Genomic DNA, 18,794 nt, shown 5'->3' with positions numbered 1-18,794 from the left:
ATTAGATGGTTCATCGAGCGACATCTTCCCAGCGGAAGAGCGCATCTGCGTCAATGATCGTGGTTAGCTTGTCTCCCTCCCGCCAGACACCACGGACCCGCTCACGCAGCGCTCCGTCCATGCTGGCCGGCGGACTGGCGATTCGGTCCTCTTCGAGAGCGATCGCGTCCGTCACGGCATCTACCAGGAAACCGTATGATTCACCCTGATATTCCATGATCAGCATGCGAGTTTCCGGACCGGGTTCGACGCAGCCCAGATTCAGATGGACCGCCATATCGAGTACGGTGACTATCCGTCCCCGCAGATTGCGTATCCCGATCACGCCGGTCGGCGCATCATGCACTCGCGTAACATCGCCGACCTTGACTACTTCCTGGACCAATCGCGCGTCCACACCAAATGTTGCCTTTCCCAGCATGAAGCCGGTGACCAGCAACCCATCGTTGGACTCGTCGTCATAGCGCATTGTTCTGCTTCTCCTCAATCGGATGCCGGACACATTCCACACACCCGCAAACTGGTTCAGGTTCAGATCTTGAACTGCTCGACCATTCCTCGAAGCTGCTCAGACAGGCGTGACAATTCTGCCGCGCTTGACTGCACCTGCTCTCCACCTGACCGAATTTCCGATGTCGCTGAGCTGACACCGGCGATATCCTGTGCCATCGACATCGAAACCGCGGCTGTCTGGGCTACGCGCTCACTGGCATCGCGGACGCCGACTGAAGCCTCAGCCACGTGGGTGGCCACATCCTTGGTCACCGCCGCCTGTTCTTCGATAGCGGTGGCAATACCGGCTACCAACTGGCTTACTTCAGAGATCACGCCGGTGATCCGTTCGATATCAGCGATCGCGCTGCCGGCCGAACCCTGGACACCATCGATCTTTGCTTTGATATCTTCGGTTGCGGCCGCTGTCTGCTTGGCCAGCTCTTTGATCTCGTTGGCCACGACCGCAAATCCCTTACCGGCGGCTCCTGCACGGGCGGCTTCGATAGTGGCGTTTAATGCCAGCAGGTTCGTCTGCGAGGAGATCTCTGTAATGGTCTCGGTCACTTTTCCGATCTCTTTGGCGGCGATGCCGAGTTGCTGCATCAGCGAGGAGATCTCTGCCGCGCGAGATCCGGCCTCTGAACTGATTGCGCGAGCCTTTTCAGAATTCGAAGCGATCTCGCCGATCGTTGCGGTCATCTCCTCGGTCGCCGTGGCGACGGAAGCGAGGTTGCCGGTCGCCTGTTCCATGCTGGTGGCGACAGAGGTCGTGTTGGCGCTGGACTCTTCTGCGGCCGCGGCAACCGTGGAGGTCCGTTCGTGCATCGACATCACATTCTGGGAAGTCTGGGCACTGATCGCTGAGAGTTGCGACGCGGCCGATGCAACCGTATGGGCGTTGCCTGCGATATGCCCGATCACTCCCTGGAGTTTCTCGACAAATTTATTGAAGTATGTGGCAAGTTCACCTACCTCATCTTTGCTGGTCACCGGGATTCGCTTTGTCAGGTCGCCTTCTCCCTCGGAAATGTCACGGAGCATGTCTGCCACGCGGCGGATCGGCTTTACGATCGCACGGCTCAGCATCCAACCCAAAAACATGGCAAGGACCAATCCGACAATGGCTGCGGTCAAGTTGCCGGCCTTAAGATTGTTGGCCAGTACTTCTGAGGCTTTCCAGGTCGAATCCGCTACAAACATGTTGATTTCAACTAGTCGTTCCACACTCTGATGAACTGGCTGTTCCGACTTATCCACCGCATCCATGGCTGCGGCGAATTTTGCATCGGAAATTCTGCTATTGTTTGAGCGGTTGAATGCCATCTCAATATACTCTTCGTGCTGGCGCCAATATGACTCATACAGCGGTACGAATTTCTTCCATTCAATCGCTTCTTCTTTAGTCTGCGGCAGCGGTTCGTATATCTTCCAATTCTTTTCCAACTGCTGTTTGGCAGCAGCGTATTCCAGTTTGCATTCAGAACGGGTCGCGTCTGATACATTGCTGGTGAAAAGCTCTTCCTCGATGGCGTTGATCGTCTCCAATGCAAGGTGCATTTCGAGCAGACTCTCCACCGAGGGGAGTCGAACGACTCCCAATTCTTCAATGGCTTCGTCCGTCTTGATGGCGCCATAGTAGCCAAAAAGGCCCAGCCCCAGGGTGATGCATGCGACTACGGCAAAGCCGGCCAGCAGCTTCTTGGCAATAGTCATGTTGGCAATACTCATTTTCGTGCTCCTGTATCGTCGTTTGAATTGTTGCTTTTTCTACCTTACAGCTCCCTGCTCGTCAAATCGCGGCTATCGCCGTTCCGTTGGCATAGGCGTGCACACTTGTGAGCAGTTTGTCTCTATCCAGTTTGACATGATATTCCGTTACCCCTGCCTCGCGGCCGCGGGCCATGTCCTCTTCGCCTGCCAACGACGTGACAGCGATAACGGGGAGGTGCGAAGTCCGCTGGTCGGCCCGAATTCGCGCGGCCAGACCGAATCCGGTCAGGCGCGGCATTTCAACATCGGTAACGACAATACTGACCGTATCCGTATTGGCATCCAGCAGTTCCCAGGCGGCCTCGCCATCGGGTGCGGCCAAAACGCGGAATCCGTCTTCCTCGAGGTACTTTTTGACCTGGGCGCGGAAGAAATCAGAATCCTCAGCCAGCAGGATAGTGGTCACTGCCGCATCCGGCGCGCTGGCGGCGATCCGCATCTCTTCACGGGCCGCTGCCCATTCGGGATGCACCGTGTCGACCAATTCGTAAAGGTCGGCTATCAGCGTTGTTTCGCCATGGAGGATCGCCGAACCGGCAATGCCACGCTGGCGATGAGTTACCTGGTCGATGACGATTTTTGCCTCGTCCACGTCGACCGGCATGCTTCCAAGCAGACCGACTTCATGCCCATTGACATTAAAGACCAGCACCACCAGATCTTCCTCTCCTTCCACTGAATTGACAGCGGCAGCATCGGAAAGAGTAACCAGCGGTAATGAATTGCCGCGGTACTGCATGGTGCGGTGATTGCCCAGATTTTCCACCTGTGCTGGTGAGATATGCTCAATACGATGTACCAGATCGAGAGGAACCGCGCACGGTGTAGATGGTCCATTGTGGAAGAGCAAGAGCGAGTGAACATCCTGCAGACGCTGAGCTTCAGCCTCTGCAGCGATCTCTACGGCCCGGGAAGTTCCGGAAACCGAGGTCAACCCGGCTTTGTCAGCCAGCCCGGCGGAATCCAGGATCAGGGCAACAGAACCATCGCCCAGAATTGTGGCGCCGGAATACTCGCGCAGATGCTTCAGCCGACTTCCCAGCGGCTTGACCACGACTTCTTCGGTGTCGTGGAATGATCCAACCACCAGGCCATAGGACATTGTCCCGGTCGTAACGATGGCGATCTCGATCGCCGAGGTCGTCGACTGACGGCGGTCGCCTGGTTGGCGCAGTTCCAATGACTCGCGTCGCGTATCGTCTGCACCATGTTGGGTGAAACGGATCGTCCGCCTGTCTTTGAGTTTGGTCCGTCGATCTATTTCCTGCTGCCCCGATTCCTGATCTTCGTAGACCGGCAGCGCGCCGATCACATCGGCAAGACGGGCCAGCGGTAGCAGGCGATCGCGCAGGAGAAGAACTTCGGAATCTCCTACTATCTCAATGCGGTTCTTCACCTCGTCGGCTCGTAAACGCAATAGCTCTTCGATATTCGTCTGCGGGATGGCAAAGCGTTCTTCACGTTCGGAGACGATGAGCGATGGGATGATCGCCAGCGTCAGGGGGAGTTTGATCCGGAAGGTCGAACCCTTGCCGATCGTCGACAGGATCTCGACTTGTCCACCGAGACGGTCCAGATTGGTTTTGACCACATCCATTCCGACACCACGGCCGGAGACATCGGATACCTTGGCGGCGGTTGAAAGACCGGGGAGGAAGATCAGCATCTGTTTGTCTCTCTCCGACATTCCCTGAACCTTCTCTGCTGTGATCAGACCTTTTTTGACGGCTGAATCGGCAACCCGTTCTGAGTCGATCCCTTTGCCGTCGTCGGAGATCTCCACCACAACCTGGCCGGCTTCATGTCGAGCCTCGATACGCACGATCCCTGTCGGCTTTTTGCCTGAGCGAATGCGTTCGTCGGTGGTCTCTATCCCGTGATCGACCGCATTGCGCACCATGTGCGTCAATGGGTCCGACAACCCTTCGATCAGGGTCTTATCCAGGGCGACATCGTTCCCCTCCATGTCGAGTTGTATTTCTTTTCCGAGCGACCGGGAGAGGTCACGAACAACTCGCGGAAATTTGGCGAATACATTGCCGATCGGCTGGAGGCGGGTTTGCATGATGACATCCTGAAGTTCGGAGGTCACCTGATTGACCCGCTGATCGGCCGAGGCAAGCAATTTGCGATTGTCCTGAGCGACAGCCGCGCGAAGTTGATTGCGGCTCAGGACCAGTTCGCCCGCGAGATTCATCAGGCTTTCCAGCAATTTGACATTCACACGGAGCGTTTCATCGCTCGATGCAGACTGGCCGTTTGAGTCGCTTGATTTGACCGTCTGAGTTTTTGCGATCGATGCTTCCGTCACTGTCGCACGGACGGGTGCCGCCATCTGCTCGACCGGAGCTTCATCCGCTGTTTCATGCATGACCCGCGTGTCGGTCATCACCGGAGCTTGCTGTGCTCCTTGCGGATCAAAGATCATATGGATGCGTTCCTGCGGAATGGTGTCAAATATCCCGCCCACCAGATCCGGCTCCAGAACGGTAGCTACGATCAGACGAAGCGGTACTCGATTCCCGATCGCTCCGTCCAGATCTCCCACGGCGGTGTAGTCGACTTCGCAATCAAGGATCTCACTGGTTGCGGTGATCGTATTGAAAACCGAAAGGATATTCTGGCCTTTCCGTTCGATATCATGCACCAGGTCGCAATCGATCCAATAGATGTACTGGCCGGTACGCTGCGCTTTTTCGATATCGGTCTGCGGCAACTTCACCTGCCGTTTGCCGTCCGGGGTTTCCAGTGTTGCCTCAGCGTAGAGTGAGTTTTTCTGTTCGGCCGGAAGATAGGATGAAGCCAGCCCGGTGAGACTGACGAGCAGATCGGAGATATCGAGCTGGTCGCTGGTGTCAATATGATTGATCATCTCACGAAGCTGATCGAATGCGGCCAGCAGGACGTTGGTCACTTCGGCATTGGGGACCATCTTGCGCGAGCGAACCATGTCAAGTATGGTCTCGGCGCGATGGGAAAGCTCTTTGACATTGTTCAAGCCAAAGAAGCTACTGCCCCCTTTTATGGAGTGGGCGGCGCGAAAGACCTTGTTGACCAGTGCATCATCGATGTCGGCGCCGCTTTCTTCAACGAGGAGCAGATCCGACTCGATGGTCGCCAGGTGCTCACGAGACTCGTTGATAAAGTCCCGGAGCAAGCTGTCGTCGACAATGTTATTGGACATGAGCCACTTTCTCCTCGGCAGGTGTCGCATGCAGCCGTTCGACCAGCCGCATACTGCGAAGCAGCCGGAGAATATCTGTCGACACATTGATCAGGCGGACCGACCCCTGGGCGGAGGCCAGTGAATTGTTAGTGGCGATCAGCAGGCCGATCCCGGTTGAATCGAGGGAAACTGTGCGGCCCAGATCGAAAACGACCTCGCGAGCACCATCGACGATCGCTTCTTTCAGGGCGGGCTGAAGAGAAGGAACGTCCAGTGCGGTCAATCGCTGGTGCAATTCCACCCGCGCGACTTTCCCCTCTTTTACCACGTGATACTCACTCATTGCGTGCTCTCCTTACTATATGACTTCTTGATCCATATCGTGGCTTGAGAACCGTTATCGTTGAACTGGATACGGTTTGCATAGTTTGTGGCGATCGCCAGTCCGCGACCGGAGGTTGCCTCTGGTCCCGGTATTTCCCGCTTGGCGGAGCGCCAGTCGAAACCTTCGCCCTGGTCGGTTATTCTGAGGACGATCCACTTGCGGCGCAGTTGTACAGTCACGCGAACGCGCTTGTTACGATCCTGATGATGGCCGTGTACTATGGCGTTATTCAGAAACTCCCTTAGGAGCAGGTCCACCGCGAAGATGTTTTCAGCTAGCCCCTCGTTTGACAACAACTGCCTTGTCCGGGAACAGACGGACTCAACCTCTTCGAGAGACGACGGGACCATACTGCTGAAACCAGGAAACTGTGTATGGACCGAATTGACGGTGATATTCATACCGTGACCCCCAACAACACGACATCATCTTCCGGCGCGGCGATGAGCCGCATCGAATTCACCACGCTGGTGACCGCTTCTTTCAGCGGCATGTGCACAGTTGATCGGCAGGCATCGGTCAATCGCTCCAGCCCGATCTCTCGCGAGCCGGCGGCCTCAATCAAACCATCTGAGTAGAAATAGAGCCTGTCACTTGGCTTGACCGATATTTCCAATTGCCCAAAAGTGGCATCGGAGAAAACACCGATCAGATCACCATCTTGCTCGAGTACCTTTGTTTCGTGCGAATCACCGGAGACGAGCAAAGCGGATGGATGTCCGGCATTGACCAGCGTCAGCTTGTGTGAGGTTCGATTCAATCGGGCGTAAATGACGGAGAAGTATGTATTCCCCGGCAGTACCCGCATGAGCGAGGTATTGATCATGCGGCATATGTCGAGCGGTGCATGCAGGATCGAGCCGTATTCGCTTAACAGCGTTTTGAACGAGGCAGTCCACAGGGAGGTCCCGAGGTCATGTCCGGCAGCATCGGCCACCACAAAATCAGTGATCTGGTTTCCGACCGGAATGACATCGTAGAAATCACCACCGGCGGTGAGGACTTGACGGACACAGGCCTCGAAGCCCGCTTCGGGAATATCCGCCGGCTGGGGCATCATGTGCTGTTGCGAAGTTGCCAATGTTTGGAGACGGGCCGCCTGCAGTTCGGAGAGTGATTCGTATGCGGCGCGGAGACGCAGGTGAGTTCTCACACGCGCGAGTACTTCAGCACTGGCGAGCGGCTTGGTGATATAGTCGACACCGCCCGCGGCAAATCCCTTTACCTTGGTGGTAACATCATCGTTCGCTGAAATGAAAAGGATCGGTGCATCGAGTAACTTGGTCAGCTTTTCGCAGAGATCAAAACTATCCCCGTCCGGAAGATGCACGTCCAATAGGATCAGAGATATCGGGCTATTGAGCGCGCGTGCTTCGGCCTCAGCTTTGGAATGTGCGGTGATCGTCTCAAATCCGGCGGCACGGAGTAGTCCAACCAGGACTCTCGTGGTCGTTAAGTCGTCATCGACTACCAGAATCAGTAACGATTTGTGAACCCGACTCATCACTCTTCTTCTCCCCTTGAGAATGTGATATGGGCAGTGAGCCCTGTCGCAACATCATTAGAGACAGGATGTATCGCGATACGGAACCGGACAGTCGCTCGATTTATCGAGTGTGTCGGAACACGTTGGGCGGCAATCAACTGATTGAATACGGCGGATGTCGTGACCAAGCCCCTTTTTACGCGTATTTCTGCCTTTGTGTTTACTCATTTTATTATCGGCAAGCGACTCTATTACCCAATCGTTTAGGGCGAATCAGCAGGGGGGAATCAGCGTACTTTGGCAGATGCGGAAGAAAGAATGCGGATAAAAAATGTAGTATTAAGTATAGATTCAACTATCGATGCTAACTACTATTCCAAGTTGTTTCAATTGACTCGAAACTGTGCAATCTGGAACGACACAGGAGCAGGGAGTCCGCCATACTCTGAACCGTATTCGTCGGACAGATACTAGGTGGGTTCGCTTGCTACTTCTATCTCTGCTTTGAGATAGTCGGAATAGAGAATATCGACACAGTTCGGACAGAGTCCGTGACGGCACTCAGCTTCGGAATGTTGAGTAATATACTCTTCCACCCGGTGCCAGTATCCCTGGTCATCTCTGACTTGTTTGCAATTGGCGCAGACGGGGATAATGCCGCGTAGGGTCTGAATTTGTTCAAGTGCGGCATGGAGTTCGTTGATCTTGCCCAGCAAAGTTTCCTGTAAGGTGACTGTTCGACAGCCAGCTTCTACACGGGCGCGAAGTTCACAGATATCGAATGGTTTAGTCAGATAATCATTGGCCCCGGTGCTGAGTGCTTCCAGGATGTCGGCTTTCTCATCCCGCGAAGTGAGCATCAGGATATAGCACGGAATGTCAGATTGATGTTCGCGAATTCGACGGATCACTTCGAGGCCGTCCATCACCGGCATCATCCAATCGAGGATCGCCACCCTGGGAGCATCCTGCTGCCGCAGAATATCCAGTGCATCGGCTCCATTGCCTACCTCGATAGATTCATGCCCGGCTTTCCGGAGCATGGCGGACAGCATTGATCTTGAGGTAGGATCGTCATCAACTACCAGGATTCGCATATCTCCTCCCCTGTGGTCACTACGACAATTTGAGACTCTTCAGCTCTTCGAGCAATTTGGCCTTGTCGATAGGTTTGGTGACGTAGGCATCACACAGTTTGTTGTAAGCCGCGCTTACGTACTTGAGCTCGTCGAGCGCAGTGGTCATCACGATCTTGGCCGCTCCCTTGGTATTTCCCGGGATCTCCTCTTCCAGATGTCTGATCTCTTCCAGGGCATGAAGGCCGTCCATTTCCGGCATCATGATATCCAGGCAGATCAGGTCGTAATGATCATTCGATTCCAGGGCGGCGATCACGGCATCGACCGCTTCTCTTCCATTGGCCGCAACGTGCGGAGAGCCGAATTCCTTGAGCAGTTCCTGCAAAAGTATTCGACTGGAGAAATCATCTTCGACGATCAGGGTTTTCATCAACAACTCCTTGCTTCATCCATAGATGCGGATGGACATTTCCATTAGCTCATATTATCGACTGCCAGGCCCGATTTATTGCGCCATTTCGAGATCTTGTTGCATTGCCCTCATCAGGCGATCAACTTCGGCCTCAAGTTGAGACATTAAACCTTGTACTGATTGGAGATTACCTGCTTTTCCGACCTTTTCTATCTCGAATGCCAGCTGTCGTACCATTTCACCGCCCACGTTGGCGGAAGCTCCTTTGATCGTATGGGCTTGCATCTGTACACCAGCAGGGTCTTCCTTTTCAATCATATCGCGAAGTGACTGTACCAACCGGGGAAGGTCTTCCAGGAATCCCCCAACGATCAGGCGGGCCAGATCTACATCATCCGACAATCGCGCCAGCATTCCGGCGCGGTCGAAAACCGGCACGGCCTTCGTGACCGTCGTGGTGGCTCCCACCATTTCGCTCTCCTTCGGATGCCTGTGCCCTTCGATTGCATCATCGGGCAGCCATTTGGCGAGGACCGCCGCCAATTCCTGAATCTCGACTGGCTTGGAGAGGTAGTCATTCATTCCCGCCTCAAGACAAGTCTGACGGTCTTCCTGCATCGCATGGGCTGTCATGGCAATGATCGGAATTTCATGGTTAGGGATCGGTGTCTTGGGAGAACGGATCTGTTTGGTGGCTTCCAGTCCATTCATGACAGGCATCTGAACATCCATCAATACAAGATCGTATGGAATAGACTGCAAAGCGTTGAGGACCTCGTATCCATTAGCAACCGCATCAGCCCGCAATTCGAGTTTCTTGAGCATCCCCAGCGCAACCTGCTGATTGGTCGTATTGTCGTCAGCGAGCAGGATCCGTGACTTCCGGCGATTCTTCAGACTCAGGGACTCTCTGGCCGTATGTCTCGTGACGATTGCCTGTGTATCGCCGCTGGTTCCCCGCTCCTGAGAAACCGCCAGGGCGAGAATCTCCTTGAACTCCTGATGCCGGATCGGCTTGGCCACATACGCGGAGAAACCGACCTCTTGATAGCGCCTGGCATCCCCGCGAGAACCCAGCTCTGTCAAGAGGACTAGTCGGCAGTCGGCCAGTCGATGGTCGGTACTGACAACCATACCCAGTGCTTCGCCATCCATGCCGGGCATCTGCAGATCGACAATGACCAGTTGGAACGGGTCGTGATCCGCCGCGGCACGGTGGAGTGCCATGTATGCTTCCACCCCATCGGGCGATTCCTCCGCGCGAATTCCCCATGAGGTCAGAAGTTTGATCATCACTTCCCGACTGGTGGTATTGTCATCGACCACCAGGGCGTGAATGCCGCGAAGGTCGACAGGTGGCTGCAGTGGCGACGATATATCCTTCGACTGTTTGCGGAAGCGGGCTGTGAACCAGAATTCCGAGCCGGCACCTGGTTCGCTCTCCACCCCGATCTCGCCCCCCATCAGCTCCGCCAATTGTTTGGATATCGCAAGACCCAACCCGGTGCCACCGAACTGGCGGGTGGTCGAAGCATCCACCTGACTGAACTTCTTGAACAGAAGCTGTCGTTTGTCCGCGGGAATACCTATGCCGCTGTCGTGGACTCCAAAACGAAGTAACGTTTCATGATCCGCCTCTTCAATCAACGTGACGCGAAGGCAGACCTCGCCATGCGAGGTGAACTTGACCGCATTTCCCAGCAAGTTTGTCAAGATCTGCCGGAGACGCCCGGGATCTCCGTGCAATCGGTTGGGAACGGGCGCTGCCATATCGCTGATGATGTCCAGCCCTTTTGACTGTGCATTGACCGCCATACTGGCAATAGTATCTTCGATCAGGTCATTCAGGTCGAAGTCCATCAGTTCCAGTTGGAGTTTTTTGGCCTCAATCTTCGAGAAATCAAGTACGTCATTAATAATGTGAAGCAGCGACTTGCCACTCGCGTGAGCAATCTCCGCAAAGCGATGCTGGTCGCTGGTCAAGCCGGAATCCATGAGCAAGCCGAGCATGCCCAAAACGCCATTGAGTGGCGTACGGATCTCGTGGCTCATGTTGGCCAGGAATTCGCTCTTCGCTTTATTCGCCGATTCCGCCTGGTCACGCGCTTGCGCGTAACTTTCTACGAGAGTACTCAAGTAAGCCGCGTTGCGTTCAAGCGCTTGCTTGTTGTGTTCAAGTTCGGTCGCATAAGCACTGACTTTGTCCTCGGCTTCTTTCCGCTCGGTGATATCGCGGCTGATCCCCAGAATCCCGATCAGCTCTCCATTGGGTCCCCAGAAAGGGGTCTTGAGCGTATCGAGGAGACAGCCTCTACCGTCCGGATATACCACCCACTCATCATTATGTTGCGACTGGCGGTTCTCCAGCATCTTGTTATCAAAACTGCGGAACGAGTCCGCTACCGCCTTATCGAAAAGGTCATAGTCGGTGCTACCGACGATCTTCTCGCGGGGTTGTCCGACAAACTCCGCAAACTGCGGATTGCACCCCAGATAGACACCATTGATATCCTTGAAAAAGATCATGTCCGGAATTGAATCCAGCAGTGACCTTAGTTGTGCTTCTTTGCGCCTGATATCCTCTTCGACTTTTTTTCGTTCAGATATGTCAACGAAGGTCTCCAACAATTTCACTTTTCCGGCGACCTGGACAGAGCGCACAGAGAGCATGATCGGATGCAGAGTACCGTCAACGCGGCGAAGTTCGCGGTCTACGTTGTCGAACTCGGAAATCTGAGGTGAAGAGATAGCTCCATTGGGGGTGAATCCAGGTGTGCCAAAAAACACCTGATGATTGCGACCAACAATATTGTTTTCCTTGTCGCCGAAAAGATCGGCGGCACGCTGGTTGACGCGTTCGATGATCTGAGTTCCTGAATCGACAATGATCACACCGGCATTGACGCTCTCCAGAAGAAGTCGCTGGAGTGATTCGTTTTCGCGCAACTTTGCCTCGGCCCGTACACGCTCGGTGATATCATAGATGATCGCGTGATTGAGCAGACGCCCGTTCGCCCGAACCGGGCTTGCATGCACCTCAACATCGCGCAACTCTCCATTGGCCATCCGGTGTCTGACCAGAAAACTGGCACGTGTCGAACCGTTTGCCAGGTCGAGGTTCTTTTTCACCTCACCATCCGGCAAGGTGTGGATATCATAGAGCTTCAGACTCGTGATAGTCTTCAGAGAATAGCCGTAGAACTGACAAGCTGCCGCATTGGCGTCTACAATGGTGCCATCCGCCGGATCCACCAGCAATTGGATCGTTCGGTTTCGTTCGAACAACGCGCGAAAACGACCTTCGCTCTCCGAAAGTTGAGCAGTGCGATGTTGCACCTGCTCTTCCAGCATACTTCGACGGCGCGCAAGTACGCCAACCAGGCCGGTAAGAACCGCTGAAAGCAGCAAACCGGGGATCAACACCAACCATATGGCCCTCGGCGGATAGTTGACATGAAATTCTGGTCCGGGGCGAGCGATGATGGCGTATGACTTGGCAAACGCAAAGAGCGGCGCCGGGAGAAGACTGCCGAATCCGTCACTGCTGGAAGTACGGATCTGTTGTTCCCATACTATCTCGTGACCTGTCGTAGATGATAGAAAGGAGGTATATCCAGTGTCCAACTGATAAAGAGAGAGCACGCTACTGGCGCCGTTTGATACGGAATGACTCCGGACTGCTCCCAATAAAGACTCAAGGTTTAGTACCGCAAGGGCCATCCCGTCAGGTAGTACGCTGTTGGTGTCGCTATATACAGGTGCAACGAGCAGGATCCCCTTTTCTGACCCATCGCCGGTCAGTAGTGCAATCGGCTCGCTGACGGTAGGCTGGCGACTGGCAATCGCGCGATCAATGGCTCGGCGACGGATCGTTTCGGAGGCAAGGTCCAATCCGATCACCTGTCGATTTGATTCCAATGGTTCCAGAAAACGAACAGGATAGCAGTTTGCATTCGGGACGACAGTCTGCTCATCTCCATTGGGTGCGAGTCGCCATACCTCAATTTCCTGCTCAAGAGGTGCATTATCTCGGACAACCGACAAGGATCTTTCATTCGCGCTCAAACGAGGCGCCCAGCCCCAGGCTTGCACCATGCTCTTATTGAGAAGATGACGCGTGTATTCGCTGAAGCGGAGGTGGTTGCGATTCTCGGTATTTCCAAGAAAGGTCGAGAGACCAGCCAAGCTCTCTCGTTGGAGAGACCTCGCCTCTTCGGTAATGAAATGAGCATCCGCGTTTGCCATGCTATTGAAGACCAGCAGGCGGGAGCGATCCTCTATCCCTCGCGCCACATATACACCGATCACGGTGAGCATGATGCCAAGGCAGCCGGTGACGATCATTTCGCCACTTCGCGTAGCCCATCGGGGTAGATAGCTTGCCTGTAATCTGATATGCCGCAGGAGTGACGCTCCGCCGAGGACCACCAGCAGCAGAAGCCCGACGAGTATTGATGGCGTTATCATGGCGGCATGGAGCGACGCCTGCCAATGGTCTGCTTCGCGATCGAGACCGATAACCAGCATCACCTCACCGGTTTGCTTGTCAATCACCGGAGCAAAGGCGGAGACCCACTTCCCGTATTCATCCACATACGGGCCGACAACTACCGAATGCTTAGTCTGAAACAGATTTTCCAGTTCGATCGGCGGCTGTTCGTAGACTGTGCCGGGTGGCGATGACCGGCGGTCACCCCGTGGAATGCTTTCTGGTCCGAAATAGAGAAGCGAGTCGCGACGGGCGATCGAGTAGATAGCTGTGTTGTTGCTCGCGCTTTCAAGGAACGGCACGATAGCCCGACAGTACTCGCGCATATGAGCTGATAATGTCTGATAAGCAGGATTGGAGAGATCGGATTCGGTGAACGTAAGCGCTGGGATCTTTTCGCTGTCCAGAGCACGGGCGATCAGCTCAGCCTGATTGCATATTGATTGCCGAAGGTTCTGGTCAACCAGATCCTCCGACCATTTGAGGAGAAAAACTCCTCCGATCGCAATGGCCACCACGGCCAGGCCAAGATAAAATCGCCTTGCAGTCATCATTATATGTCTTGCCCTGCCCGACGACTGCTTTTCCGGTGAATTGTCTTGTTTGTGACAACACATCTGATTGCTATCCGTGACATTGATTACCCTCTCGTGTTGCCGTCTGCCCGGTCGAAATGAGGCGGAATTAGCAGATCTCAGCTTACCCCTTTTCGGTGATGTTATCGTCACAAAAGCCCAAAGATTGACTTGCCGAGCAACGATGTCCCTGACAGGCGGATCGAAACAGAGAGGATCGGTCTGGGATGATCGTCAATGGAGGATTCCGGCGATAGCCGAGCCGGTCTGACAAGAATGGTCCAACTGCTCAACTTTCATTAAGTCGAGCCGATATTACGAACAAAGTAGATACAACAACAAAAGTGGAGGCGAAGTTATGGCTATCATGACGTGGGGTCCCCAGTTTGAGATCGGCGTGACCCAGGTTGACATTCAGCACAAGAAGCTGGTCGAATTGATGAACAAGTTGCATGACGGCATGGTTGCCGGCAAAGGCGCTGAACAAACTAAAGTCGTCCTCAAAGAGCTGGTTGACTACACCGTCTACCACTTCGGGTTCGAAGAGAAGTTCATGCAATCGATCAACTATCCTGATTATGCCGCCCACAAGAACGTGCATAATAACATCACTGCGAAGGTGAAAGAGATGGCGGCCAAAGCGGCTGGTGGTTCTGTGGCGGTTCAGACCGAGCTGCTTCGCTTCCTGCGCGATTGGCTGATCGACCATATCCAGAATACTGATCGTAAATATGCCCAGCACGCGAATAAGTCGGCAACGCCGGCTCGCTAGTTGGTCGGATCATAGATTTGATTTGGGCCGGTTGTAGAAACCGGCCTTTTCTTTTGACTGGGACGGCTGTGGCAGATACCAAAAAAAGCAGGCCCGGCCATGGACTAGTTACCACGACCGGACCAGTTAGCACCCGAAAACTCGCCATTCAGGTGCAGCCCCTCTCACTCCCGGCGCCATCAGGGAGGGTCGACCTCCCCGGTGCGACCGCAAATTTTTCGTACTATGGGGACAGCCTTCACACGCCGGCAGCCTTGCCGTGCTGATGAGTATTGCAATTACGATGCCGAGTGTGAACGGGATGCGATGAGAAAGCTAATGAACTGCAGGGGAAGGGGATAGCTACTTCGAATACGACCGCGTGTCGCTCGGGCAGAGGGAGTTTACCTCGTAAGTCGATTTGGAGCGGAGTAGTTTTACTCCCACTCCAGCCCGTGGTCGCGGATATACTTCCCCAGATTGGCTTTGTCCGTCCGAAGTTGAGCCGCCGCCGCCGAGGTGTTGCCGCCGTTCTGGCGCATTGCATGAATGATCAAGGCGCATTTGTAAGCCTCAACCTTACCGCTCAGACTATCCGGATCATCGATGAATTTCAGATGGGCCGTGCTGTCTTTCAAATACGAATCAACCTCGGCGGCATCTATGTAGTCGGAGTAAGAACGCTGGTAGATCGCTTCAACCGCTTCCATCAGCTCCCGAACATTCCCCGGCCAATCATACTGGATGAGACGTTCAATTGCCGATTGATCGAAATGCTTGGGTGGTTCACTGGCCTTGACACAATCGCGTTTGACAAAGTAATCCACCAGTATGGGAATATCTTCTTTTCGTTCGCGCAGGGTGGGAAGTTCGATCGTGACCCCTTTCAGACGATAGAAGAGATCATCACGAAAAGTCCCCTGTTTGACCATGTTGGAGAGGTTCTTGTTGGTCGCGCAGATCAGGCGAACATCAGTTGTGCGCGTGGTGTCAACGCCGATGGGAGTATAGGTGCCATCCTGAGCGACACGGAGCAGTTTTGCCTGGGTGGTAATGTCGAGATCCCCGATTTCGTCGAGAAAGATCGTGCCGCCGTTTGCGAATTCAAATTTCCCTTTTCTAGTTTCGTAGGCGTGTGTGTATGAACCTTTAAGATGACCAAAAAGCTCTGACTCAACCAGATCAGGTGATTTGTGATTGCAGTGGAGCACTGCCATCGGCTTGCTCGCACGCTGACTATTGTAGTGAATCGCGTTCGCCACCAATTCCTTGCCGGTACCGGTCTCTCCCAGGATCATGACCCGATTGTCTCCACGGGCGATCATCTCGACCTCTCGGATTACCCGGAGAATAGGCTGGGACTTGCCGATCAATCCATAATCGGGCATATCCGTTCGAGGGTGCAGGAGGCCGGTTGTTTTCAAACGGTAGGCATCGACCCCGTTCCGAACACTTCGCATCAGGCGAACAGCCGATCTCCCTTTCTCCACAAAGTCGAATGGCTTTTCGGCGGCATCGATCGACTGCTCTTCATAATCCCCCGGATATCCGGTGTGAAAGATGATGATCAGATTGGGACGGATCCGCTTGATCAGGCGGGCAGTTTCGATCCCATCCAATCCCTCCATTTTGATATCCAGAACAGCCACCGCAATATCCGCTTGGGCTTCAGCCAGGGCAATTGCGCCTTGTCCGGAAGACGCGGAGATCACTTCGTAATCATCGATGAAAAGACTGACCAGAGCTTCAAGAACGGATGGGTCATCATCGACCACGAGCAGTTTGGCGAGCTGTTGTTTGAGCATAGGTGAAGGCCGTATTGAACAAGTATTCTCTTCGTGTTACTCCTGAGAAAACAGACAGAATCTGATCGTGAAGGTTGTTCCCGATCCCGGTTCGCTGCTGACAGAGATTCCGCCCCCGTACAGTTCAACGATCCGTTTGGTCGTGGCTAGACCTAGTCCGGTTCCGTGGCTTGGCTTGGTTGAAAAAAACGTATCGAATACCCGGTGTAGATCATCGGCCGCTATTCCGCAGCCATTGTCACTGAACGTGACGCTGGCAGTGGATTCCAGCCGCTCCCACCTGACCAAGATAGTTGGTTTCGGCCGATTAGTCAAGGCATCGAGACTATTGAGGATCAAGTTGTTCAAGACCATTCCCAGTTGAGTGTTGTTGGACAGAACCGCGAGAGAATCTGGCCCTGAGACTGACACTATCACCCCCTGTTGGTCCAGCATCTGTCGATGCGCCGCGAAAGCGGCCCGGACTGCGCCCGGAAGATCTACCTGTTCCGGAATTCTCTCCGATTCCAACTTCGTGTATTGCGTGATCAACTGGGTGATGCCGATCGCTCGGGAGACTGCGCTGGAGATCAACCGAATATGCTTGGACACCTTGGCCGGGTCGACACTCCCCGTCATGGTCATCTGGTTGACCTGCGTTAGCGAACTATCCGCCGGGAACAGCGCGTTCCTGATCTCGTGTGCGAAGCCGCCCGCAATATCTTTCGCCTGCCGATATTTCTCCTGCGCGATGATCGTCTCCTGCGCCCGTTTGAGTGCTTCATGGGTCTCCTCCAGCTCGATCTTCTGGCTCCTTATCGTTGCCAGATTCTGCTTGGTCTTCCTGCGGTAGTAGTTGCTCACCATCAGACCAAAGAGAGCGCTAAAAAGTGTGGCCAGCACATAGACCTGATTATCCCGGTAGAAGATCGCGACCAGGGTCAGCCAGCTTTGTCGTTGGATGCGAATGAGATGAGACTCACCGATATATCCTGCGCACATCAGAAGCGTAGCTTCACCGTTGACGCCGCGTTCGGCAACCTCAACGTACTGGTATTGCTGGGGCAAGCTGGCCAATTTCGTCAATCTATTGTCGAAGATCCCCGAGTGTCCGTCGGCCTCATTGATCACTTGAGCGTCAGAGTGGCCATCAAAGGCCGGCAAAGAAGATACATGGCTTTGGATCTCACGCGATGAAATTATGGCAGCAGAAGTCAGGTCACTCTCGAACACGCGAATTCTTCCGTCCCTCAGAGTCACAAACAGCTCGTCGTCGGTATCACCATCCCAGTCGGCCAGCCAGATCGATGTATGCCCTGCGCTATCGCTTTCTTGATTCAGCACGCTTCCATCAAACGCAACTCGCGACAGACCTGTCCCGAGCGGCGCAGAGTCAGCGGAATCGGGTGGCTTATCGAATTCGAATCCATGCGCCAGGTAAATATCTTCGTTCGCGCGGCCTCGGATCATCCGCGTTCCCTCGGGATACTGCGAGATCTTGTGATGGTACTGGACCTTGCCTGATGTATCGATACGCACCAAGTAGCCGAAACTATCCGTGAATAGTGAATCAACTGCCCCTTGCCCGGGGCAATGTGTTGAGACCAAAACCCCTGAACAGAGTGAGTCGCGAATCGGGATCACCCACACGACCATGGAAGCCATCTGCAGTGTCCATTCGATCTTAAAGGGCGAGGACTGGATACAGACCAGCAGGCGCGGTTCAAGATCCCGCTCGGTGTTGAGATAAAAGAAACTCTCAACGCGGCCATCCTGATCATAGTCAGATGTGTGCTGGTAAATGAACTGACCATCCCAGCTTCCATTTCCATTTTTGTCCGGTCCGGTAGCTACAAAGATCCGCTCCAATGAATCGGTCGCCAAAGTCCATTTACAGATGTAGGCCGAGTCGTGCCAGAATCCTGAGATCAACACGGATGTGTCCTGCAACTGACTGTCAATGGTCACGGCCAGATCTGACAGGATCAGTTCTTTGACCGGATGTTCCTGCATGATGACCCCGGAAGGAACCTCCATGCGAAGCAGATGGCTGAAGGAGTTGACCCATGGTGACTGGTTTTTGGCATAAACCCAGGAGCCGGACGGACCGTCGATCTGAGAGACCCGAATGATATGTCTTGAGTGAATGACCGGCGAGGCTTCCACGTCACAGAACAGATGGTTCTCGATTTCGGCCCGATAGGGAAGGTAATCGGTGCTCTGTTCTACTTTGAGATTGATCTCGTCAACTGCAAAGGCCAAACCTGCCCACAATAGCAGAACGGCCATTGCGAAACCGACAAAGAACCAATGAATATAACTGCGTGAACCTGTCAAAAGAGTCTCCCGGATCGAGCGAAATCGCTGCTCCGTAATATAATGCACAGACCGCCATCGGGTAC

General features: G+C 54.1%; 12 protein-coding genes. 1 reads left to right on the top strand and 11 read right to left on the bottom strand.

Features of this window, described 5'->3' with window-relative positions; all coding sequences use genetic code 11:
* Positions 1-10 precede the first annotated feature (10 nt).
* From IPH75_07665 to IPH75_07625, 9 genes are all read right to left on the bottom strand, one after another.
* Complete coding sequence (locus IPH75_07665; GenBank protein ID MBK7141941.1) at positions 11-469, bottom strand: chemotaxis protein CheW; 459 nt, start codon at positions 467-469, stop codon at positions 11-13.
* A gap of 62 nt (positions 470-531) precedes the next feature.
* Positions 532-2,223 (bottom strand): methyl-accepting chemotaxis protein, encoded by a 1,692-nt coding sequence (locus tag IPH75_07660; protein MBK7141940.1) that lies wholly within the window; start codon positions 2,221-2,223, stop codon positions 532-534.
* A 61-nt stretch (positions 2,224-2,284) separates the two neighbouring features.
* Positions 2,285-5,449, bottom strand: a complete 3,165-nt coding sequence (locus IPH75_07655; protein MBK7141939.1) for a chemotaxis protein CheW — start codon at positions 5,447-5,449, stop codon at positions 2,285-2,287.
* Complete coding sequence (locus IPH75_07650; GenBank protein ID MBK7141938.1) at positions 5,439-5,774, bottom strand: STAS domain-containing protein; 336 nt, start codon at positions 5,772-5,774, stop codon at positions 5,439-5,441. The genes IPH75_07655 and IPH75_07650 overlap by 11 nt, the downstream gene beginning before the upstream one ends.
* Positions 5,771-6,217: an ATP-binding protein gene (locus IPH75_07645; protein ID MBK7141937.1), complete on the bottom strand. Its 447-nt coding sequence runs from the start codon at positions 6,215-6,217 to the stop codon at positions 5,771-5,773. The genes IPH75_07650 and IPH75_07645 overlap by 4 nt, the downstream gene beginning before the upstream one ends.
* Positions 6,214-7,320, bottom strand: coding sequence for a SpoIIE family protein phosphatase (locus IPH75_07640; GenBank protein ID MBK7141936.1), 1,107 nt, complete (start codon positions 7,318-7,320; stop codon positions 6,214-6,216). The genes IPH75_07645 and IPH75_07640 overlap by 4 nt, the downstream gene beginning before the upstream one ends.
* A 452-nt stretch (positions 7,321-7,772) precedes the next feature.
* Positions 7,773-8,399 carry a response regulator gene (locus IPH75_07635; GenBank protein ID MBK7141935.1) on the bottom strand — a complete coding sequence of 209 codons (627 nt, stop codon included), beginning with the start codon at positions 8,397-8,399 and terminating at the stop codon, positions 7,773-7,775.
* A gap of 19 nt (positions 8,400-8,418) precedes the next feature.
* Positions 8,419-8,811 carry a response regulator gene (locus tag IPH75_07630; GenBank protein ID MBK7141934.1) on the bottom strand — a complete coding sequence of 131 codons (393 nt, stop codon included), beginning with the start codon at positions 8,809-8,811 and terminating at the stop codon, positions 8,419-8,421.
* A 75-nt stretch (positions 8,812-8,886) separates the two neighbouring features.
* Positions 8,887-13,836: a PAS domain S-box protein gene (locus tag IPH75_07625; GenBank protein MBK7141933.1), complete on the bottom strand. Its 4,950-nt coding sequence runs from the start codon at positions 13,834-13,836 to the stop codon at positions 8,887-8,889.
* Positions 13,837-14,215: 379 nt separating this feature from the next.
* Between IPH75_07625 and IPH75_07620 the strand changes: the two genes are divergently transcribed.
* Positions 14,216-14,629 (top strand): bacteriohemerythrin, encoded by a 414-nt coding sequence (locus IPH75_07620; protein MBK7141932.1) that lies wholly within the window; start codon positions 14,216-14,218, stop codon positions 14,627-14,629.
* Positions 14,630-15,045: 416 nt separating this feature from the next.
* Here the strand turns inward: IPH75_07620 and IPH75_07615 are convergent, their stop codons facing one another.
* Positions 15,046-16,413 (bottom strand): sigma-54-dependent Fis family transcriptional regulator, encoded by a 1,368-nt coding sequence (locus IPH75_07615; protein MBK7141931.1) that lies wholly within the window; start codon positions 16,411-16,413, stop codon positions 15,046-15,048.
* Between the two features lie 36 nt (positions 16,414-16,449).
* Positions 16,450-18,681 carry a HAMP domain-containing histidine kinase gene (locus tag IPH75_07610; protein MBK7141930.1) on the bottom strand — a complete coding sequence of 744 codons (2,232 nt, stop codon included), beginning with the start codon at positions 18,679-18,681 and terminating at the stop codon, positions 16,450-16,452.
* Between the last annotated feature and the right edge of the window lie 113 nt (positions 18,682-18,794).

The organism is bacterium, assembly GCA_016708025.1.
Lineage (GTDB): Bacteria > Zixibacteria > MSB-5A5 > GN15 > FEB-12 > FEB-12.
This window is presented reverse-complemented; position numbering and strand designations above follow the sequence as displayed.

Bases quoted from the DNA above. Each gene is read 5' to 3' on its own strand.
- IPH75_07665 (MBK7141941.1), bottom strand. From the start codon at position 469: ATGCGCTATGACGACGAGTCCAACGATGGGTTGCTGGTCACCGGCTTC.
- IPH75_07660 (MBK7141940.1), bottom strand. From the start codon at position 2,223: ATGAGTATTGCCAACATGACTATTGCCAAGAAGCTGCTGGCCGGCTTT.
- IPH75_07655 (MBK7141939.1), bottom strand. From the start codon at position 5,449: ATGTCCAATAACATTGTCGACGACAGCTTGCTCCGGGACTTTATCAAC.
- IPH75_07650 (MBK7141938.1), bottom strand. From the start codon at position 5,774: ATGAGTGAGTATCACGTGGTAAAAGAGGGGAAAGTCGCGCGGGTGGAA.
- IPH75_07645 (MBK7141937.1), bottom strand. From the start codon at position 6,217: ATGAATATCACCGTCAATTCGGTCCATACACAGTTTCCTGGTTTCAGC.
- IPH75_07640 (MBK7141936.1), bottom strand. From the start codon at position 7,320: ATGAGTCGGGTTCACAAATCGTTACTGATTCTGGTAGTCGATGACGAC.
- IPH75_07635 (MBK7141935.1), bottom strand. From the start codon at position 8,399: ATGCGAATCCTGGTAGTTGATGACGATCCTACCTCAAGATCAATGCTG.
- IPH75_07630 (MBK7141934.1), bottom strand. From the start codon at position 8,811: ATGAAAACCCTGATCGTCGAAGATGATTTCTCCAGTCGAATACTTTTG.
- IPH75_07625 (MBK7141933.1), bottom strand. From the start codon at position 13,836: ATGATGACTGCAAGGCGATTTTATCTTGGCCTGGCCGTGGTGGCCATT.
- IPH75_07620 (MBK7141932.1), top strand. From the start codon at position 14,216: ATGGCTATCATGACGTGGGGTCCCCAGTTTGAGATCGGCGTGACCCAG.
- IPH75_07615 (MBK7141931.1), bottom strand. From the start codon at position 16,413: ATGCTCAAACAACAGCTCGCCAAACTGCTCGTGGTCGATGATGACCCA.
- IPH75_07610 (MBK7141930.1), bottom strand. From the start codon at position 18,681: ATGGCCGTTCTGCTATTGTGGGCAGGTTTGGCCTTTGCAGTTGACGAG.